General features: G+C 70.7%; 26 protein-coding genes. 12 read left to right on the forward strand and 14 right to left on the reverse strand.

From position 1 onward, the window contains the following. Positions 1-129: 129 nt before the first annotated feature. The 9 genes from ABD832_RS34530 to pyrG form a co-directional block, all read right to left on the reverse strand. Positions 130-1,203, reverse strand: coding sequence for a prephenate dehydrogenase (locus ABD832_RS34530; RefSeq protein WP_344904169.1), 1,074 nt, complete (start codon positions 1,201-1,203; stop codon positions 130-132). A gap of 46 nt (positions 1,204-1,249) precedes the next feature. Beyond that, complete coding sequence (gene aroH / locus ABD832_RS34535; RefSeq protein ID WP_344904173.1) at positions 1,250-1,609, reverse strand: chorismate mutase; 360 nt, start codon at positions 1,607-1,609, stop codon at positions 1,250-1,252. A gap of 78 nt (positions 1,610-1,687) precedes the next feature. Further along, entirely contained in the window at positions 1,688-3,781 is a 2,094-nt protein-coding gene (locus ABD832_RS34540) for a pseudouridine synthase (RefSeq protein ID WP_344904176.1), read from the reverse strand. Next, positions 3,778-4,380: an SMC-Scp complex subunit ScpB gene (gene scpB, locus ABD832_RS34545; protein ID WP_344904179.1), complete on the reverse strand. Its 603-nt coding sequence runs from the start codon at positions 4,378-4,380 to the stop codon at positions 3,778-3,780. Before scpB ends, ABD832_RS34540 begins: the two co-directional genes overlap by 4 nt. After that, positions 4,373-5,200, reverse strand: coding sequence for a segregation and condensation protein A (locus ABD832_RS34550; RefSeq protein WP_344904182.1), 828 nt, complete (start codon positions 5,198-5,200; stop codon positions 4,373-4,375). Before ABD832_RS34550 ends, scpB begins: the two co-directional genes overlap by 8 nt. A 45-nt stretch (positions 5,201-5,245) precedes the next feature. Continuing rightward, the gene (locus tag ABD832_RS34555; RefSeq protein ID WP_344904185.1) at positions 5,246-6,193 is read right to left on the reverse strand and encodes a ParA family protein; all 948 of its coding nucleotides are present in this window, start codon (positions 6,191-6,193) and stop codon (positions 5,246-5,248) included. A 100-nt stretch (positions 6,194-6,293) separates the two neighbouring features. Beyond that, positions 6,294-7,277, reverse strand: coding sequence for a tyrosine recombinase (locus tag ABD832_RS34560; protein ID WP_344904188.1), 984 nt, complete (start codon positions 7,275-7,277; stop codon positions 6,294-6,296). Further along, a complete protein-coding gene (locus ABD832_RS34565) occupies positions 7,234-7,872 on the reverse strand; it encodes an NUDIX domain-containing protein (RefSeq protein WP_413224879.1) in 639 nt (212 codons plus the stop codon). The genes ABD832_RS34560 and ABD832_RS34565 overlap by 44 nt, the downstream gene beginning before the upstream one ends. A gap of 35 nt (positions 7,873-7,907) precedes the next feature. Further along, the gene (gene pyrG / locus ABD832_RS34570) at positions 7,908-9,578 is read right to left on the reverse strand and encodes a CTP synthase (protein WP_344904191.1); all 1,671 of its coding nucleotides are present in this window, start codon (positions 9,576-9,578) and stop codon (positions 7,908-7,910) included. A 156-nt stretch (positions 9,579-9,734) separates the two neighbouring features. Here pyrG and ABD832_RS34575 point away from each other — a divergent pair, with 156 nt between their 5' ends. The 4 genes from ABD832_RS34575 (at position 9,735) to ABD832_RS34590 (ending at position 12,747) form a co-directional block, all read left to right on the forward strand. Continuing rightward, entirely contained in the window at positions 9,735-10,664 is a 930-nt protein-coding gene (locus ABD832_RS34575) for an acyltransferase (protein WP_344904194.1), read from the forward strand. Between the two features lie 78 nt (positions 10,665-10,742). After that, on the forward strand, positions 10,743-11,330 hold the full coding sequence (locus ABD832_RS34580; RefSeq protein WP_344904197.1) for a DUF4126 domain-containing protein: 588 nt from the start codon (positions 10,743-10,745) through the stop codon (positions 11,328-11,330). A gap of 103 nt (positions 11,331-11,433) precedes the next feature. After that, positions 11,434-12,048, forward strand: coding sequence for a hypothetical protein (locus ABD832_RS34585; protein WP_344904200.1), 615 nt, complete (start codon positions 11,434-11,436; stop codon positions 12,046-12,048). Between the two features lie 177 nt (positions 12,049-12,225). Next, positions 12,226-12,747: a Uma2 family endonuclease gene (locus ABD832_RS34590; protein WP_344904205.1), complete on the forward strand. Its 522-nt coding sequence runs from the start codon at positions 12,226-12,228 to the stop codon at positions 12,745-12,747. Here ABD832_RS34590 and ABD832_RS34595 read toward each other — a convergent pair. Together ABD832_RS34595 and uvrB are read right to left on the reverse strand one after the other, a co-directional pair. Beyond that, on the reverse strand, positions 12,734-13,291 hold the full coding sequence (locus ABD832_RS34595; RefSeq protein WP_344904208.1) for a hypothetical protein: 558 nt from the start codon (positions 13,289-13,291) through the stop codon (positions 12,734-12,736). The genes ABD832_RS34590 and ABD832_RS34595 overlap by 14 nt on opposite strands. A gap of 236 nt (positions 13,292-13,527) precedes the next feature. Beyond that, positions 13,528-15,639 carry an excinuclease ABC subunit UvrB gene (gene uvrB / locus ABD832_RS34600; RefSeq protein WP_344904211.1) on the reverse strand — a complete coding sequence of 704 codons (2,112 nt, stop codon included), beginning with the start codon at positions 15,637-15,639 and terminating at the stop codon, positions 13,528-13,530. 278 nt (positions 15,640-15,917) lie between these two features. On the opposite strand from uvrB, the gene ABD832_RS34605 reads away from it, so the two are divergent. From ABD832_RS34605 to ABD832_RS34625, 5 genes are all read left to right on the forward strand, one after another. After that, positions 15,918-17,585, forward strand: coding sequence for an SPFH domain-containing protein (locus ABD832_RS34605; protein ID WP_344904214.1), 1,668 nt, complete (start codon positions 15,918-15,920; stop codon positions 17,583-17,585). Then, the gene (locus ABD832_RS34610; protein ID WP_344904217.1) at positions 17,582-18,853 is read left to right on the forward strand and encodes an SPFH domain-containing protein; all 1,272 of its coding nucleotides are present in this window, start codon (positions 17,582-17,584) and stop codon (positions 18,851-18,853) included. Before ABD832_RS34605 ends, ABD832_RS34610 begins: the two co-directional genes overlap by 4 nt. A 56-nt stretch (positions 18,854-18,909) precedes the next feature. Continuing rightward, positions 18,910-19,680 (forward strand): sporulation protein, encoded by a 771-nt coding sequence (locus tag ABD832_RS34615; protein WP_344904220.1) that lies wholly within the window; start codon positions 18,910-18,912, stop codon positions 19,678-19,680. Between the two features lie 201 nt (positions 19,681-19,881). After that, positions 19,882-20,964: a sigma-70 family RNA polymerase sigma factor gene (locus tag ABD832_RS34620; RefSeq protein ID WP_344904223.1), complete on the forward strand. Its 1,083-nt coding sequence runs from the start codon at positions 19,882-19,884 to the stop codon at positions 20,962-20,964. 63 nt (positions 20,965-21,027) lie between these two features. Next, complete coding sequence (locus tag ABD832_RS34625) at positions 21,028-21,570, forward strand: dihydrofolate reductase family protein (RefSeq protein ID WP_344904226.1); 543 nt, start codon at positions 21,028-21,030, stop codon at positions 21,568-21,570. 195 nt (positions 21,571-21,765) lie between these two features. Here the strand turns inward: ABD832_RS34625 and ABD832_RS34630 are convergent, their stop codons facing one another. Continuing rightward, positions 21,766-22,638: a GNAT family N-acetyltransferase gene (locus ABD832_RS34630; protein ID WP_344904229.1), complete on the reverse strand. Its 873-nt coding sequence runs from the start codon at positions 22,636-22,638 to the stop codon at positions 21,766-21,768. 82 nt (positions 22,639-22,720) lie between these two features. Then, the gene (locus ABD832_RS34635) at positions 22,721-23,503 is read right to left on the reverse strand and encodes a class I SAM-dependent methyltransferase (RefSeq protein ID WP_344904232.1); all 783 of its coding nucleotides are present in this window, start codon (positions 23,501-23,503) and stop codon (positions 22,721-22,723) included. Between the two features lie 170 nt (positions 23,504-23,673). Between ABD832_RS34635 and ABD832_RS34640 the strand changes: the two genes are divergently transcribed. Beyond that, positions 23,674-23,991: a DUF4288 domain-containing protein gene (locus tag ABD832_RS34640; RefSeq protein ID WP_344904237.1), complete on the forward strand. Its 318-nt coding sequence runs from the start codon at positions 23,674-23,676 to the stop codon at positions 23,989-23,991. A 364-nt stretch (positions 23,992-24,355) separates the two neighbouring features. Here the strand turns inward: ABD832_RS34640 and ABD832_RS34645 are convergent, their stop codons facing one another. Then, positions 24,356-25,165, reverse strand: a complete 810-nt coding sequence (locus tag ABD832_RS34645; protein WP_344904240.1) for a hypothetical protein — start codon at positions 25,163-25,165, stop codon at positions 24,356-24,358. 364 nt (positions 25,166-25,529) lie between these two features. Between ABD832_RS34645 and ABD832_RS34650 the strand changes: the two genes are divergently transcribed. Together ABD832_RS34650 and ABD832_RS34655 are read left to right on the forward strand one after the other, a co-directional pair. Next, positions 25,530-25,778: a type II toxin-antitoxin system Phd/YefM family antitoxin gene (locus ABD832_RS34650; protein ID WP_344904244.1), complete on the forward strand. Its 249-nt coding sequence runs from the start codon at positions 25,530-25,532 to the stop codon at positions 25,776-25,778. Then, the gene (locus ABD832_RS34655) at positions 25,775-26,215 is read left to right on the forward strand and encodes a PIN domain-containing protein (RefSeq protein ID WP_344904247.1); all 441 of its coding nucleotides are present in this window, start codon (positions 25,775-25,777) and stop codon (positions 26,213-26,215) included. The genes ABD832_RS34650 and ABD832_RS34655 overlap by 4 nt, the downstream gene beginning before the upstream one ends. Positions 26,216-26,242: the final 27 nt, after the last annotated feature.

Genomic DNA, 26,242 nt, shown 5'->3' on the forward strand with positions numbered 1-26,242 from the left:
GCTACCGGGAGCCGGGAAGGAAGCGCGCATCGAGCGCCCGTCCCCGTCCGGGGACGGCGGCGTCAGCCCCTCGCACGGCCGCTCCCGGGGGGAACCCGGGCCCTTCTCGTCGGGGAGCCCGGGCCGCCCTCAGGGCAGGTGCCAGCCGTGCTCGCGCAGGGCCTCGCTCAGCGTGGGCACCGCCTGGGGCTGCACCCAGAGCTCGGCCGCTCCCAGCGGCAGGCCCGGGGCGTGCTCCAGCCGCACGTCCTCGATGTTGACGCCCACCGCCTCGGCCACCTTGAAGAGCCTGGCCAGCTCACCGGGACGGTCACCGATGATCACCTGGACGGTGGAGTAGGCCCGCGGGGGGCCTCCGTGCTTGCCGGGGATGCGGCCGGTGCCCGCGACGCCGCGGTGCAGCAGCTCGGTGACGGACGCCATGGCGGCGGGGTCGGCGGCCGACCGGAGCGAGGCCGCCGCGGCCGCCAGGTCGGCCGCCACCGCCTCCAGCACCTCGGCCACCGGCAGCGCGTTGCCCGACAGGATCCCGGTCCACAGGGCCGGGTCGCTCGCCGCGATGCGGGTCACGTCCCGCACCCCCGGCCCGGCCAGGCCGAGCGCGGCGGCCGGGGCGTCCGCGAGGCGGGCGGCCACCGCGGAGGCGGCCACGTGGGGGGCGTGCGAGACCACCGCGACGGCCCGGTCGTGCTCCTCGGCGCCGATCCTGACGGCCTCGCCGCCGCAGAGCTTGACGAGCCCGTGCAGGGTCTCCACCGCGTCGGCCGAGGTCTCCTCGGTCGGGCAGAGCGCCCAGGGACGCCCGAGGAACAGGTCGGCCCGCGCCGCGGCGGGCCCGGAGCGCTCGCGGCCGGCGAGCGGATGCCCGGCCACGTAGGTCGTCAGGTCGCAGCCCAGCTCGGCCGCCCGGCCGAGCGGGAGCACCTTGACGCTGGCCACGTCGGTGTAGAACCGGGCCGCCCCGGCCTTCTGGAGGGCGGAGAGCCGCTCCGCGACCGCGTGCGGCGGGATCGCGATGACCGCGACGTCCACCCGCGTCCCCTCGTCCCACTCCACGCCCGCGCCGAGCTCCCGCGCCAGCCGCAGGGACGCGGCGTCGCGGTCGGCCAGGTGGACGGTGACGCCGTGCTCGCGCAGCGCCAGGGCGATCGAGGTGCCGATCAGCCCGGTGCCGACGATCAGGACGCTCTCGAGACCGCTCACGCGCGCTCCTCGGGGGTGGTGACGACGTACGAGGAGGTCACCGGGGTCACTGGGCGATGTCCACGCGCAGGGCGACGGCCCCGCGCAGGTAGACGTGCTGGATCTCGTGGCGGGGGCGGTCGACGTCGACGTGGGCCATCAGCCGCACCACGCGGGGCAGCGAGCCCGGGACGTCGATCTCGGAGGCGCAGATCAGCGGGACGTCGTGGAAGCCGAGCTTGCGGGCGGCGAGGGCGGGGAACTCGGCGGTGAGGTCGGTCGTGGCCGTGAAGATGACGCTGATCACGTCGTCGGTGGTGAGCCTGTTCCGGCCCATCACCTCGGTGACCAGTTCGGTGACCCCGGACAGGATCTCGTCCCGGTCGTTGGCCTCGACCTGGATCGCACCGCGGATCGCCCGCACCATCGCCGTTCCTCCATATCGACCCACGCCGGACCACCCCGAGGGGTGATCCGGCGTGTTCTGACTCGCGTATCAGGAAGGTTACAGCCCGACGGCCGCGTAGAGCTCCCCGACCTCGGTGAGGGTCAGCGCGCGGACCGTGCCCGGCTTGAGGCGGCCCAGCTTGACCGGGCCGAACTCGATGCGGGCCAGGTCGATCACGGGGTGGCCGACCTCCTCCAGCATCCGGCGGACGATGTGCTTGCGGCCCTCGTGCAACACGATCTCGACCAGGGCCTGCTGGCCGTGCTCCTGGACCAGGGTGAAGGAGTCGGCCTTGGCCAGGCCGTCCTCCAGCTCGACGCCCTTCTTCAGGCGCCGGCCGAGGTCGCGCTCGATCCGGCCGGGCACCTTGGCCCAGTACTTCTTCTGCACGCCGTAGCTCGGGTGGGTCAGCCGGTTGGCCAGCTCGCCGTCGTTGGTGAGCAGGATCAGCCCCTCGGTCTCGGTGTCGAGACGGCCCACGTGGAACAGGCGCTCGGTGCGGTCCGCCACGAAGTCGGCCAGCGAGGGCCGCCCGTCCGGGTCGGACATGGTGCTGACCACGCCGATCGGCTTGTTGATCGCCAGATAGACCAGGTCGGGCATGGTCGGCAGGCGCTTGCCGTCGACGTGGATGATCTGCCTGGCCGGGTCGACCCGGGCGCCGAAGCGGCGCACCACCTGGCCGTCGACGGTCACCCGGCCCTCACCGATCATGTCCTCGCAGGCCCGGCGGCTGGCCACGCCCGCCTGGGCGAGGACCTTCTGCAGCCGGACGCCGTCCGGGACCTCGGTGGTGTCGCGCTCGTCGACGTAGTCGCGGTCGTAGAAGTCGGAGTCGCGCTTGGGCTGGCGGGCGGTCTTGAACCGGTCGTTCGCGATCGTGCCGGGCCGCAGCGGCGCCTTGGCCGCGGGAGCCCGCCCGGTGGTACGGCCCGTGGAGGACCGGCCCGCCGGGTTGCGGTCGGAGGGGCGGCGGTCGCCGTACGCGTCGGCGCGATCACCGCCGATCGTCTGGACGCCGTCGCGGCGGTCGTTCCTGCCGAACCGGCCGCGGGAGCCACCGGCGGGCGCGCCGCCCCGGCGGTCGGAGCCGGGCCGTCCCCGGGATCCGTCCCGATCGGCACGGAAGCCGCCCCGGTCGTCCCCGCGCGGACTGTCGGAACGGAAGCCGCCCCGCGAGCCGTCGCGGGACCCGCCGAAGGAGGAACCGCCCCTGTCGCCCCGGTCGTCGCGGCCGGGACCGTCGGCGCGGTAGCCGCCCCTGTCGTCGCGACGCGGACCGTCGGAACGGAAACCTCCACCCTGACCACCGGAGGAACCGCCGAACCGGCTCCGCGTGTCACCGTCACGCGATCCACCGAAGGAGGGACCGCCGCGGTCGTCGCGGCGCGGGCCGAAGGAGGAACCGCCACGGTCGTCGCGGCGCGGGCCGTCGGAACGGAAACCGCTCTGCGAACCGCCCTGGGGCCTGCCGGAGGGGCCGCCCCGGTCGTCACGGCGCGGCCCGTCCGAACGGAAACCATCACCCTGACCACCGGAGGAACCGCCGAACCGGCTCCGCGAGCCGTCGCGCTCGGCGCGGAAGCCACCGCGGTCGTCACGGCGCGGAGCGTCGGAGCGGAAACCGCCTCGGTCGCCCGGGCCCTGGCCGCCGCGGTCGTCACGGCGCGGGCCGAAGGAGGAACCACCCCGGTCGTCACGGCGTGGGCCGTCGGAGGAACCGCCCCGGTCGTCGCGGCGCGGGCCGTCGGAGCGGAAACCGCCCTGCGAACCGCCCTGGGGCCTGCCGGAGGGGCCGCCCCGGTCGTCACGGCGCGGCCCGTCCGAACGGAAACCACCACCCTGACCACCGGAGGAACCGCCGAACCGGCTCCGCGAGCCGTCGCGCTCCGCGCGGAAGCCACCGCGGTCGTCACGGCGCGGAGCGTCGGAGCGGAAACCGCCCGACGAACCAGCGCGGGAACCGCCCGACGAACCACCGCGGGAACCTCCCGAGGCCCCGCCCCGGGAACCGCCCGAGGACGATCCGCCCCGGGATGATCCACCCCGGAATCCACCGGACTGCGACCCTCCGCGGGAACCGCCGCGCGGGGCTCCGCCACGGCCTTGACCGCGTCCATCACCGGACGGGGTACTGCGCCTGTTGTTCACTGCTTCTGCTCCTCTAGGGATTCCATGTCTTCGGGCAGGAAGGGCGCCAGTTCGGGAAGCTCGTCGAGCTCCCGCAGGCCCATCCGCTCGAGAAAATACGAACTCGTCCGGTAGAGCACGGCTTGGCTCTCCGGTTCGGTGCCGGCCTCTTCGACCAGCCCCCTGGTCACCAGCGTGCGCATGACGCCATCGCTGTTGACACCGCGGATGGCCGCCACCCGGGCCCGGCTCACCGGCTGCCGGTAGGCGACCACGGCCAGGGTCTCCAGGGCGGCCTGGGTCAGGCGCGTCTGCTGGCCGTCGCGGACGAACCGCTCGACGAGAGGAGCGCACTCGGCCCGCGTGTAGAACCGCCAGCCGCCCGCGACCTCTCTGAGGTCGAAACCCCGTCCGGCCCTCGTGTATTCCGCCGAGAGCTCCCGGATCACCCGGGCGATCTCGGCGACGGGCCGGTCCAGGACCTGGGCGAGCGTGATCTCGGCGACGGGCTCGTCCACCACCAGCAGGATCGCCTCCAGCCCGGCGCGCAGTCCCGGCTCCGAGGCCGTGTCCGGGACGAAGCCCGCGATCAGGCCCGGTCCGGGCGCCACGTCACTCATCGGCAGGCTCTCTCTTCGCGGTGGTCTCGTCGTAGTCGTCGGCCACGGCGACGTCGCCGTCGTCGCTGCCGGTCCAGGTCACGTGCAGGTCCCCGAGAGGCTCCACCTGCTCGAAGGAGACGGCCGCCTCCCGGTAGAGCTCCAGGACGGCCAGGAAACGCGCCACGACCTCGAAGGTGCCGGTGCAGTCGGAGGTGAGGGCCCGGAAGGTCGCCCGCCGTACCCGGCGCAGCCGCTCGACCAGGATAGCCGCCTGCTCGCGGACATTGGCGAGCGGTTGGTAGATGTGGGCCGTCGAGACCGACGGCGGCGTCCTGGGCGCGAAGGCCCGCCGGGCGATCTCCGCCAGCCGGTCGGGGCCGACGCCCAGCACCAAAGCGGGCAGCAGGCTCGCGAACCGGGCCTCCATCGGCACCGTACGGGGGAAGCGCAGCGCCTCCTCGGCCATCCGGGCGGAGAAGACCTTCACGACCTCCTTGTAGGCCCGGTACTGCAGCAGGCGGGCGAAGAGCAGGTCCCGGGCCTCCAGCAGGGCCAGGTCCTCCTCGTCGTCGACCTCCCCGGACGGCAGCAGCCGGGCGGCCTTGAGGTCGAGCAGGGTGGCCGCGACGAGCAGGAAGTGGCTCGTCTGGTCCAGGTCCCACTCCGGGCCTCTGGCCCGGATGTAGGAGATGAACTCGTCGGTGACCTGGCTGAGCGAGACCTCGGTGATGTCCAGCTTGTGCTTGGAGATCAGACCGAGCAGCAGGTCGAACGGGCCCTCGAAGACCTCCAGATGCACCGTGAAGGCGTCATCCACGGCTCGCGGCTGCTCGGTCATCCCCCCAGTGTCCCGTACCCGGCCGTCCCCTGCCCGCAGGAGGGATCACTGCTCCAGCGCGGCCCACCTGGAGAGGACCTCCCTGGCGAGCTCCCGGTAGGCGCTGGCGCCGAGCGAGGACGAGTCGAAGCTGGTGATGGGCTCACCGGCCACGGTCGCGTCCGGGAAGCGCACGGTCCGGTTGATCACCGTGTGGTAGACCTTGTCGTCGAACGCCTCCACGACCCGGGCCAGCACCTCGCGGCCGTGCAGGGTGCGCGCGTCGTACATGGTGGCCAGCAGACCCTCGATGACCAGCTCGTCGTTGATGCGCTCCTGGACCTTGATGATCGTGTCCATCAGCAGCGCCACGCCGCGCAGCGCGAAGAACTCGCACTCCAGCGGCACCATGACGCCGTGCGCGCAGGCCAGCGCGTTGATCGTGAGCAGGCCCAGGGACGGCTGGCAGTCGATCAGGCACACGTCGTACTCGGGCAGCAGGGGTTTGATGACCCGGCCGAGCACCTGCTCGCGGGCGACCTCGGTGACGAGCTGGACCTCGGCGGCCGACAGGTCGATGTTGCTGGGCAGCAGGTCCATGCGTTCGACGCCGGTCTCCAGCAGCACGTCCCTGGCGGTGATCTGCCGCTCCATCAGGAGGTTGTAGACCGTCAGGTCGAGCTGGAGGGGGTTGATGCCCAGGCCGACCGACAGGGCGCCCTGCGGGTCGAAGTCGACGAGCAGCACCCTCAGCCCGGCCTCCGCCAGCGCGGCTCCCAGGTTGATGGTCGTGGTCGTCTTGCCGACCCCGCCCTTCTGGTTGACCATGGCGACGACCCTCGCCGGCCCGTGCACCGTACGAGGGGGCGGGTCGGGAAAGACCGGCCGGGGACGCCCGGTCGGGCCGAGGACTCCCCCGCTGCGAGGGGTCCCGGCGGTCTTGGTGTCGCCCCAGGGATTCTCGGGGTTTGCCGGAGTAGCACCCCGGATAGAACCGTCGGTGGTCACAGTCACCAGTCGAACCTCCCTGACGGCCTCTAACCGGAACCGTCCGGACGGACACTATGGCGTCAACACGTATGCGGCAAGGCGGCACGCCCGGACATAAGCAAGGTCAATCCCGCGTGCGCGGACGAGCAGCGGCACAGACCCCTCGGAGCTTGTCGACCGTCACCTGGGTGTACACCTGGGTGGTGGTCACCGAGGCATGGCCGAGTAGTTCCTGGACCAGCCTAACGTCCGCACCCCCGTCGAGGAGGTGGGTTGCGAACGAATGTCGCAACATATGTGGCGACACGCCGTCCAGCCCGCCGCGTTCCGCGGCGCCCCGGAGGACCTCCCAGGCCCCCTGACGGGTCAGCCGGCCGCCCCGGGCGTTGAGGAACAGCCCTGGTCCGCCGCGTCCCTGGGAGACGATACGGGGGCGGGCACGGGCGAGGTAGGCGCGCAGGGCCTCCCCGGCGAAGCCGCCCAGCGGCACCAGCCGGGCACGCCCGCCCTTGCCGCGCAGCCGCACCCGCCAGGCGCCGGTCTCCAGGTCGACGTCGTCCACGCAGAGCCCCACGGCCTCGGAGATGCGCGCGCCGGTGCCGTACAGCAGCCCCAGCAGGGCCCGGTTGCGCAGCGTCAGGGGGGCGCCGTCGGAACCGCAGGCGGCGATCAGCCGTTCCACGTCGCGGACGCTGATCGCCTTGGGCAGCCGCCGCAGCTGGCGGGGCGGGCGTACCTGGTGGGCGGGGTCGTGCCGGCAGACGCCCTGGGTCAGCGCGAAACGGTGCAGGCCCCGCACGGCGGAGACGGCCCGCGCCGCCGAGGCGGCGACGAGGGCCTGGTGCGCCTCGTCGCCCTCCCTGAGCGCCGCCACGAACGCGGCGACGTCGCCCTCGGCGACCCCGCCGAAGGTGACGTGACCGCGGCTCTTCAGATGTTCCAGGTAACGCAGGAGGTCACGGCGGTAGGAGGCCAGGGTGTTGGCGGCCAGGCCCCGCTCCACCGCCAGGTGAGCGAGGTAGCTGGACAGGACGGCCTCCGTCTCGCTCAGGGTGTCCTCCTGATCATGCCTCCGGTGCGTCGGCGGGCCGCAGCGAGGCGAATCCATCCGCCGAAGCGGCGTATGCGGCGAGAATACCGGCCACGGCTTGGGAATTGTGGATCATTCCCGCCATGGCACGCCGAACCGCGTCGGACAGGGGAATCCAGGCCAGCGGCATGTCGGCCTCCTCGTGCCGCCGGACGAAGTCCAGTTCTCCCTCGGGCAGCAGGGCCAGATCCCTGGCCAGGAAGATCCGGGTGCGCTCGTTCGCCATGCCCGGCGAGGTGAAGGCGTCGACCAGGACGTGCCAGGTCCCGGCCCGGTAGCCGGTCTCCTCGGCGAGCTCGCGGGCCGCCCCGACGTGCAGGGGCTCGCCGTCCACGTCGCGCAGCCCCGCGGGCAGCTCCCACAGCAGCCGCCGTACGGGATGGCGGTACTGGCGCAGCAGCAGGATCCGGTCCTGCTCGTCCAGCGCGACGACCGCCACCGAGCCGGGATGGACCACGTAGTCGCGGTTGACGATCTCGCCGTCCGGCATCACCACGGCGTCGGTGACGCCGGTGATCACCCGGGCGCGGAAGTGCTCGGTGCTGGAGTCGACCTTCCACTCCTCGGGCACGTCCCGGACCTCCAGGCCCTCCGGTCCCCCGACGAACTCGATCCGGTCTGCGGAGCCGGTGCCCTCTGCGGTGCCGCTCACTTGCCCCGCCCGGCCTTTGCGGCGGTGCCGCGGATGTCGGCGTACGTCAGGGAGGCGGCGATCAGGCCCTTGAACAGCGGGTGGGCACGGGTGGGGCGGGAGCGGAACTCCGGGTGCGCCTGGGTGCCGATGAAGAAGGGGTGGACGTCACCGGGCAGCTCGGCGTACTCCACCAGGCGGCCGTCGGGCGAGAGCCCGGAGAAGACCATGCCGACCTTCTCCAGCTGCTCGCGGTAGGAGTTGTTGACCTCGTAGCGGTGGCGGTGGCGCTCGTCCACCTTGGCCATCCCGTACAGCCTGCGGGCCAGCGACTCCTCGGCGAGCCTGGCCGGGTACAGGCCCAGCCGCATGGTGCCGCCCATGTCGCGCTCGCCGGAGACGACGTCCTGCTGGTCGGCCATGGTGGAGATGACCGGGTGGGTGGTCTCGGCGTCGAACTCGGTGCTGCCCGCGTCCTCGATGCCGGCCAGGTGGCGGGCGGCGTCGATGACCATGCACTGCATGCCCAGGCAGATGCCCAGCAGCGGGACCTTGTTCTCCCTGGCGTGCCGGATCGCGCCGACCTTGCCCTCGATGCCGCGCACGCCGAAGCCGCCGGGGATCAGCACGCCGTCGACGCCGTCCAGCTCGCGGGCGGCGCCCTCGGGGGTCTCGCAGTCGTCGCTCTTGACCCAGCGGATGTTGACGCGGGCATCGTTGGCGAAGCCGCCCGCGCGCAGCGCCTCGGTGACCGACAGGTAGGCGTCGGGCAGGTCGATGTACTTGCCGACGAGCGCGATCGTGACCTCGTTGGCCGGGCGGTGCACCCGGCGCAGCAGCTGCTCCCACTCCTTCCAGTCCACGTCCCTGAAGGGCAGGCCCAGGCGGCGCACCACGTAGGCGTCCAGCCCCTCCGAATGCAGCACCTTGGGGATGTCGTAGATGCTGGCGGCGTCGATGGCGGAGACGACCGCGTCCTCGTCCACGTCGCACATGAGGCTGATCTTGCGCTTGATCGCGTTCGTGACGGGGCGGTCGGAGCGCAGGACGATCGCGTCGGGCTGGATGCCGATGCTGCGCAGCGCGGCCACCGAGTGCTGGGTCGGCTTGGTCTTCAGCTCGCCGCTCGGGCCGATGTACGGCAGCAGCGAGACGTGCAGGAAGAACACGTTGTCGCGGCCGACCTCGTGACGGACCTGGCGGACGGCCTCCAGGAAGGGCAGCGACTCGATGTCGCCCACGGTGCCGCCGACCTCGGTGATCACCACGTCCACCTCGGGCCCGGCCATGGACCGGATGCGGTCCTTGATCTCGTTGGTGATGTGCGGGATGACCTGCACGGTGTCACCGAGGTACTCGCCGCGGCGCTCCTTGGCGATGACGTTGGAGTAGACCTGGCCGGTGGTCACATTCGCCGAGCCGTGCAGCTCGGTGTCGAGGAACCGCTCGTAGTGGCCGACGTCCAGGTCGGTCTCGGCCCCGTCGTCGGTGACGAACACCTCACCGTGCTGGAACGGGTTCATGGTGCCGGGGTCGACGTTGAGGTAGGGGTCGAGCTTCTGCATGGTGACCCGCAGGCCGCGCAGCTTGAGAAGGCGTCCGAGGCTGGAGGCCGTCAGTCCCTTTCCCAGGCTGGAGGCGACGCCGCCGGTGACGAACAGATGTTTGGTGTGTGCGGCGCTGCGCAAGAAGGCTCCCGTGGTCGTTACAGATCAGTCGGCGCACCCTTATGAATGGCCTACAGGTCCACGGGCTCTCAGAATATCAAACGGCGCAGGCGGACGGCCCGGACGATCTCGACCCGCATGCCGAAGGTCCCCGACCGAGCGGTAACTTGTTCCGTCATGTCACTTCGTGGTGTGGTGCGGCGTGCCGCCGGCAGCCTCGTTCACCGGCTCTGGGCCGCCGCCCGCGAGGCCGGTACGGTCACTCCGGCCAGTCCCGGCGGTTACCGCTTCCGCCGGCTGGGCGAGGGCGCGTGCCTGTCGTTCCCGGTCGGGGCGATCTTCGGCGAGGCCTGGATCGAGATCGGCGAGCACTCCCTGATCGGCGAGCGGGTCTCCATCTCCGCGGGCATGGGCCCGGGGGTCGACCTGGGCCCGGACTCGATCGTGCGGATCGGCCGGAGCTGTTCCATCGGCCGGGGCAGCCACATCGTGGGCCACCAGTCGATCGACATCGGCGACGACGTCTTCACCGGCCCGTACGTCTACATCACCGACCAGAACCACGTCTACGACGACCCCGAGGCGCCGATCGGCCGCCAGTGGCCGCGCAACAACCCGGTCTCCATCGGGCCGGGCTCGTGGCTGGGCACCGGCGCGATCATCCTGCCCGGTACCAGGATCGGCAGGCAGTGCGTGGTGGCGGGCGGGGCCGTGGTGCGCGGGGAGTTCCCCGACCACAGCGTGATCGCCGGCATCCCGGCCAGGGTGGTGCGCCACTACGTGCCCGGCCGGGGCTGGCTGCCGCCCCACCCCGACGGCACCGACGCCGGGACGGGCATCGCCGCGGGCGTGGACGTCACGGGCGCGGACGTCACGAGCGTGGACGTCGCGGCGGTCGTCGGCACAGGCGTCGGCACCGACCTCGGGGCGAACCTCCGCTCGGGCATCGGGGCGGACGCCGGAGCCGACCTCGGCTCGGGCATCGGAGCGGACCTCGGCGCGGGCGTCGGAGCGGACCTTGATGCGGATATCGGGGCGGATCTGGTGAACGCGGCCGAGAGCGCGGGACCGCGAGCGGCACGGGGACGCCCGCCGATACCGGAGTGATATCCACCGAGGCGGCCGATCGGGATCGTTCGGCGGGCGGTGACCGTTGAACCCCGCAGAGAACACTACGGAGGTGCGATGCTCGCGGCACTGACAGGCCTCGGACTCTCCACCGCGGCCGGGCTCAACGCCTACATCCCGCTGTTGGTGGTCGGCCTGCTCGCCAACTTCACCGACCAGGTACGGCTGCCGCAGGAGTTCGCCTGGCTCACCAACGGCTGGGTGCTCGGGATCATCGGGGTGCTGCTCCTGGCGGAGTTCGTGCTCGACAAGGTCCCGGTGGTCGACAGCGTCAACGACATGATCCAGACCGTCGTCCGCCCGGCCTCCGGTGGCGTGGTCTTCAGCGCCACCGAGGCGGCGGCCCGGCTGGACGGCTCGACCTGGATGAGCCACAACCCCTGGCTCAGCTGGGTTCTGGGCATCGGGATCGCGCTGGCCGTGCACACCATGAAGGCGGCCACCAGGCCGGTGGTGAACGCCACCACGGCCGGGGTGGGAGCGCCCGTGGTCAGCACGGTGGAGGACGCCGGATCCCTGGGCCTCAGCCTGGTGGCGATCTTCCTCCCGGTCCTGGTCGTCGTGGTGGTGGCGATGCTCGCGGTGCTGGCCTGGCTGGCGACCCGGCGGATACGACGGCGCGCCGCCCAGCCGAGCCTGGGATGACGACACTCCACCCGGCACCTGCCGGTTCCGCCGCGTCCGGCGCCCTCGCGGGGGCGCCGGCGCGGGCTATGCTCGAAACACCCCGTCCAACCCCTGCCGGGAGGTGGCTCCGATCGGCGATTTCCTCATCGTCCTGCTGGTGATCCTGCTGTTCCTGCTTCTCCTGGGAGGCGTCGGGATCTACCTGCTGGTCCAGGTCGGTAAGAAGGCCAGCAAGAAGGCCAGGAAGGTGACCGAACGGGTCACCTCGCACATGGCGGCGATGGGCACCGGCGACGCCGCCGAGACCGAGCGGATGCGGCTCGACCTGCGGCGCGAGGTGTCGCTGACCCGCCAGGCCGTGGAGCACGCGCTGCGCGGCGGCTGGGGCCTGGGCGACCTGCCCCACCTGGTGGCCGAGATCTCGGTGCACGCCGACCAGCTGGACGCCCAGCTCGCCCACTACGCCCAGGAACGCCGGGTGTCGCCCTACGTCGACCACACGGCCCTGAGCAGGCTGCGCGAGCACCACTCCAAGCTGACCACGTCCTGCGCCCGGATCAGGGCCGACCTGCGCAACGACCAGATGGAGCACGCGGCCGGGAACATCGACCAGATCCAGGGTCGTACCGATCTGGAGATCGAGGCCCGTCGCCGCGCGCCCGACCCGCTGGACGAGATCGACGAGCTCTACAACCGCACGATGATCAACCGCTCCCGTCCGGACGACGCCCGCTGACCCTCCGCTCCGCGCCCCGGCGGCACGACGGCCCGAACGGCCCGTGCGCCGGGCACGGAGAGTGACATCATGACTCCGTCGGATAACGTTCCAGGGTGCCGGCGAAGGAGGTTCTCTGATGGCAGCCGTTTTCCCGAGTGGTTCTACCCGGGACCGGCCGGCGGGTGGACCGCCGACATGCTCGACGACCTCCCTGCGGACGCGCCCCGGCATGTCGAACTGATCGACGGGTCGCTCATCATGAGGCCTCCCCAGACCGCTTTCCACATGTTCATGCTCAGAGTCTTCGAAAGAGGACTCCTACCTCCTGAACACCTTGCCGTCGTCCGGGAGATGACCGTGACCCTGGGGATCCGGCAGCGGCCCGAGCCCGACATCATGGTGGTGTCGAGGTCCGCGCTGACGAACCTGAGAACGACCTCGTTCAGGCCCGAGGACGTGCACCTGGTGGTCGAGGTGGTCTCTCCCGAGTCGCTGGAGCGAGACCGCACCACCAAGCCCGTCAAGTACTCCGGCGCCGGGATCAGGCACCTGTGGCGCGTGGAGCAGGAGAACGACAGGCCGGTCGTCTACACCTTCGAGCTGGAGCCCGCCGTCAGGGCGTACGTCCCCACGGGCATCCATCGCGATCGGCTGACGACGGACATCGGTTTCCCGGTCGACATCGACCTGGACCTGAGCAGTTTCATCGGCCCATGATCGCGAGGTCGGCGAGGTCGTCGTAGGTGGCTCCGGCGTTGATCCGGGCGCGCAGCGCCTGGGCCTGGGGGGTGCTGGGCAGGAAGCCGTCCAGCAGGGCGGGCAGGCAGAGTCTCCAGCTGAGCAGGGCTCGCGGCGACTGCCGGTGCCCTGCGCGGACCACCGAGACGCCGACCCTGATCGCGTGCTCGTTGCCGGGCGGTACGCGGGGACGATCGATCTCGACGGCCGAGTAGCGGAAGCCGTCGGCGAGGTCGCACGGCGGGCAGCCCCGGGGCCCCCTGCTCAGCGGGCCCCGGCATTCACGGCAGACGATCCGGTCGAGAGCGGCGTCGACGACCCGCCAGCCGTGCCGGTCGGGCTCGTCCGCGACCATCTCGGCGATGACCGATTCGTCCTCGGGAGACGGCCCGTCCGGGCCGAAGCGCTCCCGCAGGAACTCCCGCCAGCCGTCCTCGACGATCCGGTCGACCAGCGCCGCGCACCTGTCACAGCCCGGCGCCCCGCCGTACTCCCAGCAGCCGCATCCGGCGCACCGTCGCATCCCCCGACCGTATCCGCGGCCCCCGGAGAGCGGCCAGCCGTTTCACGGCCGGGGTGGGCCGGTCGCCACCGGCCGGGTCCTGCTCCCCCGCGAGTCCCGCACCCGAAGGCTCCCCCGCGTGTCCCGCGTCCGAAGGCCCGGGCCCTTCCGTGAGGGCCCGGGATCGCGTGGTCGGCGGCCGAGGTGGCCAGGGTGGCCGGGGCGGCCGGGGCGGCCGGGGCGGCCGGGGTGGCCGGTCAGGAGACGCCGGCCTCGCGCATGTCGCGTACCTCCCGCTTGAGCTCCTTGATCTCGTCGCGGAGCCGGGCGGCGACCTCGAACTGGAGGTCGGTGGCGGCCTGGTGCATCTGCGCGGTGAGCGACTCCATCAGCGCCTCCAGCTGTGCCCTGGGCATCTCACCGGCGATCGCCTTGGCGTGCTGGCCCGCCTGCTTGAGCGCGAAGCCGGGCACCGGGGCCTTGCCGCGCGACTGCTGACGGCCGCTGCCGCCGAGAAGCTGCTCGGTGTCGGCGTCCTCGCGGTTGAGCGAGTCGAGGATGTCGGCGATCTTCTTGCGGAGCGGCTGCGGGTCGATGCCGTGGGCCTCGTTGTAGGCGATCTGCTTGGCCCGGCGGCGGTTGGTCTCGTCGATCGCCCGCTCCATCGAGGGGGTGATCCGGTCGGCGTACATGTGCACCTGGCCGGAGACGTTCCGGGCCGCGCGGCCGATGGTCTGGATCAGGGAGGTCTCCGAGCGCAGGAAGCCCTCCTTGTCGGCGTCGAGGATGGCCACCAGCGACACCTCGGGCAGGTCCAGGCCCTCGCGGAGCAGGTTGATGCCGACCAGCACGTCGAACTCGCCCATCCGCAGCTCGCGCAGGAGCTCGATGCGGCGCAGGGTGTCGACCTCGCTGTGCAGGTAGCGGACCCGGATGCCGAGCTCCAGCAGGTAGTCGGTGAGGTCCTCGGACATCTTCTTGGTCAGCGTGGTGACCAGGACCCGCTCGTCCCGCTCGGTGCGGACGCGGATCTCGTGGATCAGATCGTCGATCTGCGACTTGGTCGGCTTGACGATCACCTCGGGGTCGATCAGGCCGGTCGGCCGGATGACCTGCTCGACCACGTCGCCCTTGGAGCGGCCGAGCTCGTAGGTGCCGGGGGTGGCCGACAGGTAGACCGTCTGGCCGATCCGCTCCAGGAACTCCTCCCACTTCAGCGGGCGGTTGTCCATCGCCGACGGCAGGCGGAAGCCGTGGTCGACCAGGGTGCGCTTGCGGGAGGCGTCGCCCTCGTACATCGCGCCGATCTGCGGGACGGTCTGGTGGGACTCGTCCAGGACGAGGAGGAAGTCCTCGGGGAAGTAGTCGAGCAGGGTGTTGGGGGCGCTGCCCGGGGCCCGGCCGTCCATGTGGCGCGAGTAGTTCTCGATGCCGGAGCAGCTGCCGATCTGGCGCATCATCTCCAGGTCGTAGGTGGTGCGCATGCGCAGCCGCTGGGCCTCCAGGAGCTTGCCCTGGCGCTCCATCGTCTCCAGGCTCTCGGCCAGCTCGGCCTCGATGCTGCGGACGGCGCGCTCCATCCGCTCGGGGCCCGCGACGTAGTGCGAGGCCGGGAAGATGTAGAGCTCGTCGTCCTCGGTGATCACCTCGCCGGTCAGCGGGTGCATGGTCGAGAGCTTCTCGATCTCGTCGCCGAACATCTCGATCCGCACGGCGAGCTCTTCGTACTTGGGGATGATCTCGACGGTGTCGCCGCGCACCCGGAAGGTGCCCCGGGTGAAGGCCATGTCGTTGCGGGTGTACTGCATGTCGACGAGGCGGCGCAGCAGGACGTCGCGCTCGATCTCCTGGCCGACCTTGAGCCTGGTCATGCGGTCGACGTACTCCTGGGGGGTGCCCAGGCCGTAGATGCACGACACCGAGGCCACCACGATGGTGTCGCGCCGGGTCAGCAGCGAGTTGGTCGCCGAGTGGCGGAGCCGCTCGACCTCCTCGTTGATCGAGGAGTCCTTCTCGATGTAGGTGTCGCTCTGCGGGACGTACGCCTCGGGCTGGTAGTAGTCGTAGTAGGAGACGAAGTACTCGACGGCGTTGTTGGGCATCATCTCGCGCAGTTCGTTGGCGAACTGGGCGGCGAGTGTCTTGTTCGGCTGGATGACCAGGGTCGGCCGCTGGAGGCGCTCGATCAGCCAGGCGACCGTGGCGGTCTTGCCCGTGCCCGTGGCGCCCAGCAGGACGTTGTCCCTGTCACCACCCTTGACGCGCCGTTCGAGCTCGGCGATCGCGGCGGGCTGGTCACCCGAAGGGATCATGTCGGTGACGACCTCGAAGGGGGCCACCTTGCGCTGCAAATCTGTTACCGGCCTCACCTGTCTCACTGTAGGCGGCGCCACCGACAGTTCTCCCCCGAACGTCCCCCCGCCCGGCCCGGACGGACCCCCGCTCTTCGTCCCGGCGACCGCGTCCCTTTCCCGGACGGCCTCATGGGCCCCGTACGATCCCCGCGCGGCCACGTCAATCGCCCGGCAAGCGGTTCGCAAGCGGGTTCCCCTTTACTGTCCGGAGTGCGCACGATCACAAAGCGTGATATATGGGCCTTTCCAGTTGTGAACAATCCGGAGGTGTGATGTCCCGGCCAAGGGAAGCCATGCAGTACGCCAGGACCGCGGCCCAGACGATGGGCCAGGGCGGCGACATGCGCCAGGTGGTCGGCCAGGCCGCCCAGCAGTTCGCCGGTCAGGTCCAGGACCGGTTCACCGGCCAGGGTCAGGGCGGCGGGCAGGGCGGTCCCGGGGCGGCCATGGGCTTCGCGCTCACCCCCTCCGACTTCACCGCGGCCCGCGACCAGGGCGCGTCCGTGGGGACGGTCATCGAGGCCCGCAGCGCACCGCTGAACGAGGCCGGCGAGATCGTCAACCGCAGCTTCAGCGGCCAGGGCCCGAACGGCGAACCGGTCCACGTCATCTCCCCGGTGGTCATCCCCAGGAGCACCACCGCCAGGGTGATCGTCCCGCTGGTCGTGCTGGCCGGTCTCGGCGTGGTCGGCCTGGTGGCCACCGGGCTGCCGGAGGGCGCCCGGGTGCTGTTCGGCCCGCACTACTGGGTCGTCCTGGTGCTGGCCGCGGCGTTCCTGTGGTGGCGGCGCAGCGTGGTCATGGTGCCCGAGGGCTGCAAGGCCCTGATCACCAAGTTCGGCAAGCTCGTGCAGATCGCCGATCCGGGCCGGGTGACGCTGTTCAACCCGTGGAAGCGGGTCAGCTACATCGTCAACACCACCCGCGAGTACCCCTTCAACGCGCCCATCAGCGAGGCCCCCACCCAGCAGGGCGTCAAGGCCAGCGTCGACCTGTTCCTGCAGTTCCGCATCGAGGACCCGGCCGAGTTCATCTTCGTGCTCGGCTCGGTCGGCGGCTTCCAGGCCAAGCTACAGAACGCCATCAGCGAGGTCACCCGCTCGCTGATCTACGCCCAGCGCGCCGAGGAGATCTACGACCTGGTCGGCGAGAGCACCATGGGCATGCTGGACAACCTCAACCAGCAGTTCCTGCCCGCGGTACGGCTCACCGACGTCAACATCACGCACGCCGAGCCGACCAGCCAGGAGTACCGGATGGACCTGGCCGCCCCGGAGATGATCAGGGTCGCCAAGGAGGCGTACACCTACGAGTACGAGCTCCAGCTGCGCAAGGAGCAGAACGAGGGTGACCTGATCAAGGAGCTCGCCGGGCTGCAGGAGCAGCTCTCGGCCATCCACGCCGAGATCGCCGGCCACCAGGCCAGGATCGACACCGCGCTGGAGCGCGCCTCCCACCAGGCCAAGGCCGCCGGCGGCCAGCGGCTGGTGGAGGCCGAGTCCACCGCCAAGGCCAACGCCGCGCTGCTGGAGGCCCAGGCGCTGGACATCCGCGCGCTGAGCGCCGCCCAGGCCCCGGAGATCCTCGGGTACCGCTTCCAGCAGGACCTGCTCGACAAGCTCGAGTCCGTCGCCCCGTACCTGCCCCGCCTGGTCCAGGTCGGCGAGATCGCCGACGTCGACCTGCTCGCCCTGGCCGGACAGCTCGTCGGCGGCCACGAGGCACAGCTGTTCTCCGAGGCGGACATGGCCGCGATCAGGGCCCGTACGGGTGAGATCGGCGGGCGCGTCGAGGAGCGTGGGGCGGAGATCGCCGCCCTGCTCAACGCCCCGGCCGACGTCGTCGTCCCCGTCCCGTCCTCGACGGCGACCCAGGCGACCCCGAGCACGGCCCCGGTCACGGCCGTGGGCTCGACCAGCGGCGACGACGCGGCGACCGCCGTACAGGAGGAGGTCCGATGAGCGGCAGAGAGTTCTCCAAGATCAAGGAATCGCTGGCCTCCTGGTCGGAGATCCGCCAGCTGCTGCGCGGCGGCGAGTCGGGCCAGCTCGTGCCGGTGGTCATCCCCAAGGACCGCCGGGGCTTCGCCTGGGTCGGGCTGCTGCTGGCCGCCCTCTACCTGGCCGGCACCGCGGTGTTCGCCGACGGCGCCCTGTCCCTGCTGGCCGCGGCCGCGTCCGTGCTCACCCTGGTCGCGGCGGCCGTCTGGCTCTGGCGCCGGGCCATCATCGAGATCGAGGAGGGCACCACGGGCGTGCGCAGCCGCTGGGGCGCCATCGTGGGCACCCTGCCGCCCGGACGGCACTACCTGTGGCTGCCCTGGGACCGGGTGGACGCGGTGGTCGACACCTCCACCGAGATCCCCTACTCCGCGCCGATCGCGGCCTGCCCGACGGCGGAGAACGTCCCGCTCAAGTCGATCGAGTTCTTCCTGAAGTTCCGCATCGTCGACCCGGTCGCCTTCGTCCGGACCATCGGGGCCGGTAACTTCGACCTCGTGCTCAGCAGCGCCGTACAGGACGCCATCCGCCAGCGCAGCCGCCAGGTGCACACCGAGCGCGCGTACGACCTGCGCGGGTCCGACGTCGGCGACATGCAGGAGCTGCTCACCCGCCAGCTCGGCCGGTACGGGGTGCGCATCACCGGCGCCAACATCCCCGACGTGCAGCTGCCCGACCAGTACCAGCAGCACCTGGCCACCCGCGAGAAGGTCGCCAAGGAGCTGTCGGCGTTCGAGCGCGAGTGGGAGCTGACCCGCAAGCGCCGCATCGACACCCTGCTGATGGAGATCGAACGCTCCAAGAAGACCCGTGACGCGCGCATCGTCGAGGTGCGGGCCGCCGCCAACACGGCCCGCAAGGACGTCGCCCGCATGCTGGAGGAGCACGAGACCGAGGCGCAGCGGGTGCGCTGGGAGATCGAGGCCAAGGGCCGGGCCGAGCTGACCTCGGCCGAGAACGAGGCCAAGGGGCTGCGCAGGCTGGCCGACTCCTACCGCGACAACCGCGCCGTCCTGCAGTACGAGCTGGCCCGCCGCCGCCTGGACGTGGGCGCCAGGCTCGCCGAGAGTGCCCCGCGGCCGGTCGTCGTGCGCACCTCAGGAACCTCCGGCGACACCTCCGCGTTGTCCACACTGCTGCTCGCTCAGCTGCTGCCCCGGCTGAACGACGGCGCCAACGGCGTGAACGGCGCCGGCGGGCAGGCCGGACCGCAGAACCACACCCCCTGACAGACCTCCACCGATTCCCCGCCGCAGAAGGCGGCAGTTCCCCTAGGAGAGATCAAATGGTGTTCCGCAAGCTGATGGCCGCGTTCGGGGCCGGTGTCGAGGTCGACACGGTCCTGCAGAACTCGCACGTCCGGCCCGGCGAGGTGCTGCGCGGGCAGGTCAACTTCCGCGGTGGCGGCTCCGACTACAAGGTGGAGGGCATCTTCATCGACTTCACCGCCGTCGTCGAGGTCGAGAGCGGCGACAACGAGTACAAGTCGACCTACAGCTTCCTGCGCCAGCAGATCACCGGCTCCTTCCAGCTGGCCGCGGGCGCCCCGCAGTCGGCCCCCTTCGAGATCCAGGTGCCGTGGGAGACCCCGATCAGCGCCGTCGCCGGCCACCCGCTGCGCGGCATGCAGCTGGGCGTCTCCACCGAGCTGGCCCTGGCCGGCGCGCTCGACAAGGGCGACCTCGACGCGCTGTTCGTCAACCCGCTGCCCGCCCAGGACCACGTGCTCGGCGCGCTGGGTAACATGGGCTTCGGCTTCAAGAAGGCCGACCTGGAGCGCGGCACGCTGCAGGGCTCGCGGATGCCGTTCTTCCAGGAGATCGAGTACTACGCGGGTCCCGAGTACCGCCGCCACTTCAACGAGCTGGAGCTCACGTTCATCGCGGGCCCGCAGGCGATGGACATCATCCTGGAGGCCGACAAGCGCGGCAGCTTCGGCTCCAGCCACGACAGCTACAGCCGTTTCACGGTCCACTACGGCGACCACCCCGGCCAGGTCGAGCAGTCGCTGCGCGGCGCCCTGCAGGCCATGGCCCAGAAGCGCGGCTGGTTCTAGACTTACTCCCGTACGGGTGTGCTCCGCTCTCCGGGGCACACCCGTTCCTCGTTCCATCTCATGGGGCCGGCCCGTCACTCCGGCGGCCCGCCCTGGCCTTCCCCGCCCGGCTCGCCGTTCCGTCGTACCCGCTCTGTCGTACCCGCTCTGTAGGGTGCCTGCCAGGTCCGGCCGGGGGCGGGACGGGACGGAGGGGGCCTGGTGGGCGCGGGTGAGGGCGACGCGACGGTGGCCGCGGCACAGGCGGGCGACGAGTCCGCGTTCGCGGCGCTCGTCGAGCGTCACCGGGGTGAGCTGAGGGTGCACTGCTACCGGATGCTGGGCTCGTTCGACGAGGCCGAGGACCTGACGCAGGAGACGTTCCTGCGCGCGTGGAGGGGTCTCGGCGGTTTCGAGGGGCGCTCGACGTTCCGGGCCTGGCTGTACCGGATCGCCACGAACGCCTGCCTGGACGCCCTCGACGGCCGCGCGCACCGGGTGCTCCCGCAGCATCTGGCCGGGTCGTCGGATCCGGGCGCCGCGCTGGTGTCCCGCACCGACATCGCGTGGCTGCAGCCGTTCCCCGACCGGTCGTGGGAGCCGGCCGCGCCCGGTGAGACCGAGCCGGACTCCGTGGCCGTCACCAGGGAGACGATCGAGCTGGCGTTCCTGGCCGCGCTCCAGCACCTGCCGCCCCGGCAGCGGGCGGTGCTGATCCTGCGGGACGTGCTCGGCTGGCCCGCCAGGCAGACCGCGACCCTGCTGGAGGGCAGCGTGGCCTCGGTCAACAGCGCCCTGCAGCGCGCCCGCGCCACGCTGAGGGAGCACCTTCCCGAACGCCGCACGGACTGGGCACCGACGACCGAGCCCACCGAGCGGGAGCGGTCGGTGCTGCGGCGGTACATGGACGCGATGGAACGCGCCGACCTGACCGCGGTCGCCGACCTGCTGGCCGAGGACGTACGGACGCAGATGCCGCCGTGGTCGGTGTGGTACCAGGGCCGCGACACGGTCGTGGCGTCCCTGGCGGCGAGCTGGGACCCCGGCTCACCCGACCATGTGGGACGGTTCCGGATGGTCCCCGTCGGTGCCAACCGGCAGCCGGCCGTGGCGGCCTACGTGCGGCGCCCGGACGAGCCCGCGTACGGTGCCCTCGCGATCTCCGTGCTGCGGATCGAGGACGACCGGATCGCCGAGGCCACCGCCTTCCACGACCCCCGCCTGTTCCCGGCGTTCGGCCTGCCCATGACGCTGCCCGCGGCCCCCGGGGCGCCTCCCGCGAGGCCGTCGGCGGCGCATCGATGAGTTCTGGCGCGACCCACCGTCTCAACGCGGGTCATACGAAATCGACCCCGACGGAGACACCTCATGAGCAGGATGCTGTATTCGGTCACCATGTCGCTGGACGGCTTCATCGCCGGGCCGGGCGGCGACATGTCCTGGCTGACCCCGTACCTCGGGCCCGACCCGGTGGTGGACGGGCTCATCGGCGAGATCGGCGCGCTTCTCGTCGGCAACCGCACCTTCCGCGGTGACGACCCCCACCGGGGCACCGACAAGGAGGAGAAGCCGTTCGGCGGCGACTGGACCGGGCCGCAGTTCATCCTCACCCACCACATCCCGGACACACCGGTGCCGGGCGTCACCTTCGTCGGCGACCTGGACGGCGGCGTCGCCGCGGCCAAGGCCGCCGCGGGTGGGAAGTACGTCAACATCCTCGGCGCCGACGTCGCCCGGCAGTGCCTGGCGGCGGGTGTGCTCGACGAGATCCTCGTGTTCGTCGCGCCCGTGATGCTGGGCGACGGCGTCCGGCTGTTCGACCACCCGGGCGGGACCCACGTCAGGCTGGAGCACGTCGACGTGGCCCGGTCGCCGCACGCCACGAGCGTCTGGTTCCGCGTCATCGGATGAGCCGTCCCGGCGCGGTGGCGGGTCGCGCGGTGGAAGGTCGCGCGGTGGAAGGTCGCCCGATGGCGGGTCGCGCCGTGGCGGGTCGCGCGCTGGCGGGTCGCCCGGTGACCACCGGTCCGGCCCGCCACCACGCCGCGGGGCGTCCCTGTCCCTCTGTCACCCGGTCACCCGGGTCCCCGGTCGTTCGAAAGGAGGTCAGAGGTCGAGCTGGTACTGGAACGTCCTGTGGGTGGGCCGGTAGCCGAGCGCGTCGTTGACGGCCCGCATGCGGGTGTTGCTCTCGGCCGTGTCCGCCAGCAGCCCGGTCAGGTCCGGGTGGCGCTCGCGGACCTGCCGGATCATCTCGGCCTTCATCCACCAGGCCAGGCCACGTCCCCGGTGCTCCGGCAGGACGCCCGTGCCGTAGTGCTGGCCGTCGCCCTTGCCGTCACCGGGGACGACCAGCTCGGTGAACCCGGCGATCGAGCCGTCGGACTCGTCGACGGCGGCGACCGTGTACAGCCGTTCGCCACGGTCCTCGACGGCCCTGGCCGCCGCCCTGACCCGCTCGACGTCCCAGACCACGACGCCGTAGTCGGTGTCGTCCATCGGCATGTCGTCCATGGCCCGGCGGGAGGCGGTGAAGGTGACGGCGAGCTCGTCCGGCACCGTCCCCTCCCAGGACCGCAGCCGGTACCCGGCGACCGGCCGCCCGGCGACCGTGCCCGCGACGGTGTGGGCCAGGACGAGCCTGGTGTACGTCAGGGTGAGCACCCTGCGGAAGCCGCGGTCGGCCAGGAAGTGGTCACCCGGCGTGCCGGCCCCGGCCTGGGCGAGCACGCAGCGCCGCCCCTCCCCCACGACGCCCGCCACCGCCCGCGCCAGCAGTTCGGAGCCGACCCCCCTGCGCCGCTCCACGGGATGCACGCTCAGTTCCAGCTCGGCCAGGTGGTCCTGACCCTCGGTGTCGAACAGGCGCAGGAACGCCGACCCGAGGGGGACCCCGTCACCGCCGACGGCCAGCCACACCAGGCGGCGGCTGGACGCGTTCGGGTGGGGGTCGGCCAGCGGGACGATCTGAATCGACACGGTCTCTCCATCGTGGTGCCTGCTCGGACGCTCGAACGGCCGGGCGTGTCCCCGTGATGGGGTCCGGCCCGCGCGTCACCGCTCAGGATGCCTTACGGGCGAGTGTGAGCATATGACCGCTGACGCCCAGCAGGGAGGGGACCGACTCCAGGCGGCGCTGGGCGTCGAGCACCAGGGCGCGGCGCTCGGGGTCGTCGAGCCAGCCGTTGATGTCGCGGTACAGCCAGAAGGCTCCCTCCAGGCCGTGGCGGGTGGCGCCGGGAAGCCCTGCGTCGGCGAACTCGGCCGGGACGTCGTCCGGGTCGTGCATGTAAGCGGTGAAGCCTTCGTGCGCGTGGCGCAGGTCCCCGTCCACCAGGGCCGAGAGCGCCACCTTCCGCATCTCCGGCCGCAGGTACAGCTCCAGGTGGATCATGTCGTGCACGGCCGCGGAGCGGTTGATCGTCGCAGCGGCAACCAGGCCTCCGGGCCGTACCACCCGTACCGCCTCGGCCAGCGCGCGGACCCGGTCGGCGCGGTCGGACAGGTGGTAGAGCGGGCCCAGCAGCAGCACCGCGTCCACGCTCTCGTCGGGCACCGGCAGATGCCTGGCGTCCCCCTGCCGCGCGGTGATCCCGGCCAGCCGCGCCGCCCGCTCCACGTGCAGCGGTATCAGGTCGATCAGCTCGACCTCGTACCCGTCGGCGGCCAGCCACTCGGCGTGCACCCCGGTGCCGCCGCCCACGTCCAGCACCCTGGCCGGGGCACCGGGCAGCGCCGCGCGCAGCACCTCCTGCGTCCGCCACAACTCCAGCCGTCCGCGTCCGGTACGGAGCCTGTCGTGTTCCCTGTCCAGCCCGTAGTGGGCGAGGAGTTCCGGTGTCATCTCCATGCTCGATGATGTCTTCGCCCCTGGTGAAGGGGCAAACGAATTACCCCGTCGAGCGAATGGACGGAACCGTCCGGGCGAGAAAAGGCAGGAAAAACTCGGGTGAGACATGTGATACTCAACGCTTTACCACAGCGGGCTCGACCACGGCGGAACGGAGACCGAGCGTGCCGGAAAAGCAGCCGGACGACACCGCGGAGCGACGGCCCTATATCGCGCTTCTCGTCCACAGGGTGGTCGTGGAGGGCGGGTACGCACCCGCTCGTTACACCGAGGACACCGTCCTCATCCATGAGCGCTCGATCGAAGGTGCGAGAAGGCGGGCGGAGGCCACGGGAAAGGCCGACGAGGCCGCTTACCTGAACGAATTCGGTGAGACCGTGACGTGGACGTTCATGGGCGTCGCGGACGTCCGCGAGGCCCTGTACGACGACCTCGAATCGGACACGAGCCTCTATTCACGAAGCTTCGACGATCTCTCGTGATACGGCGACCTCTTCTCTTTCTCGTCACTTGGCGGTCAAGAAGCCTGAGTCCGGCACCGAAGACCGTGACCGTGCTGCTCGCGAGCCGTTCCGGTCGCCCGGCAGATGAGCCGACACCTGCCGTACCGGGCGATCAAGGCGGTAGTCGTCCTGAAGGACGGCGCCACCTATGCTCGGGCGCCGGTCACAGCCGCACCACCCGGCATCACAGGACCTGGCCCGCATCGTCCTCATCGCATTCCCAGGACAAGGCAACCCGGTGAACCAGACCCCATGGCGCTTGTGGCCAGAGATCCCGGCCTATCTGGATAGCCGACCATGAACGCGCCTCACAGGTCCCCAGCGAAGCCTCGTGACCTTTGGCTCAGTCACCCGTCGGTCGACAAGTCCCTCCTGCTTCGGAAGCGCACCTGAGGTTGACGTCCGCCACGTACAAGGCTTTCACCTTCGGGTTCTTAGAAATCTCCAGCATCATTCGCGCATCGTAGTTCTCGTAGATGAGGCCGTGGATCCTACCTTGCCGTGAGGTCGCTCTCAGGTGTTCCAAATTCAACCCGAACGCCTGCAGGACGGCCCGGTCCTGTGATCGCAGGGTGGATATCCATTCCTGAAAGGTGGTCGTGTACGACTGCTGCCACGAGCCTCTTCTACACATGTGGCCGCAATAGAGACTGTTACCAAGGGGCCGGTCGCCTCCCGATGACAGGAGCACTCCTTCAGGCTGGGACAGTCCCTCTTCCTCTCCTAGAACCTTGGCCTCCGGCATCGGCTCAGCGAGTTCGGCGACGGCCACCACTCCGACGCCACGCCCTATTTCCGAGAGCAACTCTTGCGTGTCCCGCACATCCTCGTCGCTCTCGTTCGAGGTGCCGAATTCCTTCAGTACCCCACCTAGGCGAGTTTCAGGCAGCGGGGACACGTCCACCGTCACACCCTGACCGAACGTCACGGTGACGGGGATCTCCTCTGAACTTTCTGCCCCAACAGGACGGGCGGACAACGTCACCACCACACCGTCCGCGGTCCTGACGCTTGTAGGAAGCGGCCCGAAGCTGTAGTCAGGACGAGCGACGGAAAGAGCACTGATGGCGAACTCTCTGAAGCGTCGATCATCTTCGTAGTGGTCGACTTCTGATGACGTACATCCGGCGAGCAGAAGAGCCAGGACAGCCATCCCTCCAAGCAGGCCACGACAGGGCGACTGGATATCATTCACTCCAAGCTGCTCTCTTCTCCCTGGATTGAATACCGAAGTGTATACAGATCACTTTCATCATGAGCACTTACCCTACGGACTTTAAATCCGTCAGCCGCCTCGACCAGGGAATTCTCAGTGAAGGTGCTGAAGCCGGATCACTTCGCTTCGCCGATGCGGCCGCTCTCGGCGGCTCGACCGGAGCGTGCGGTCAGAGTCACTCTCGACTGGTGATCACATACCCGGCCGCCCGGTGGCCGGACAGAGGTACAGGTACTTCACCACGGTCTTCACTCACCCGAAGTGCCGTCCGCGTGTAGTACATAAGTAGTACCATGACCATATGGAAGCCACAGCCCGGGAGTTCAACCAGCAGTCCGCTCGCATCCTCGCCGCGGCAGAACAGGGCGAGACGATCGCGGTCACCAAGAACGGCCGCCATATCGCAACCTTGGTGCCCGCTCACCAGGCCGAGCCGCCGCTCCCGTTTCCCACTGACCCCATGGGCGACGACGATCTTCCCTTGTTCGACGGGCCCGCCGATCTGTCGGCGCGGACCGATGAGTTCCTGGCCGGAGGTTTTGGTCGGTGAACGTCCCTGTGGTCATCGCTGACACCTCGGCTCTGCTGGCGACCTTCAACCGCCAGGACGCAGAACATGACGCATGCGTCAAAGCCCGAGCTCAGGTCGGCCACCTGGTCATATCCCCCCTCGTCCTCGCCGAGCTCGACTATCTGATCACGAGCAGGATCGGCCAGCAGGCCGCCTTCGCGGTCCTCGACCACATCATGGGCAGGATCGACGTCAAACGGTACGAGGTCCCCGAGGTGTCACCGCACCTGCGCACCGCCGGCGCGCTCATGACCCGCTACCGGACGATGAACATCGGCCTGACCGACGCGATGAACGCGGCTCTGGCGGCCGAGTTCCGTACCGACGCCGTCTTCACACTGGATCGCGAGCACTTCCGCGCGATCCGCCCGCTTACCGGCCACGAGTGCTTCCGGTTGCTGCCCGACGACATCTGACAGGCCCGAGCGATGCGAACCGCGACC

The sequence above is a fragment of the Streptosporangium longisporum genome (genome assembly GCF_039534895.1).
Classification (GTDB): Bacteria; Actinomycetota; Actinomycetes; order Streptosporangiales; family Streptosporangiaceae; genus Streptosporangium; species Streptosporangium longisporum.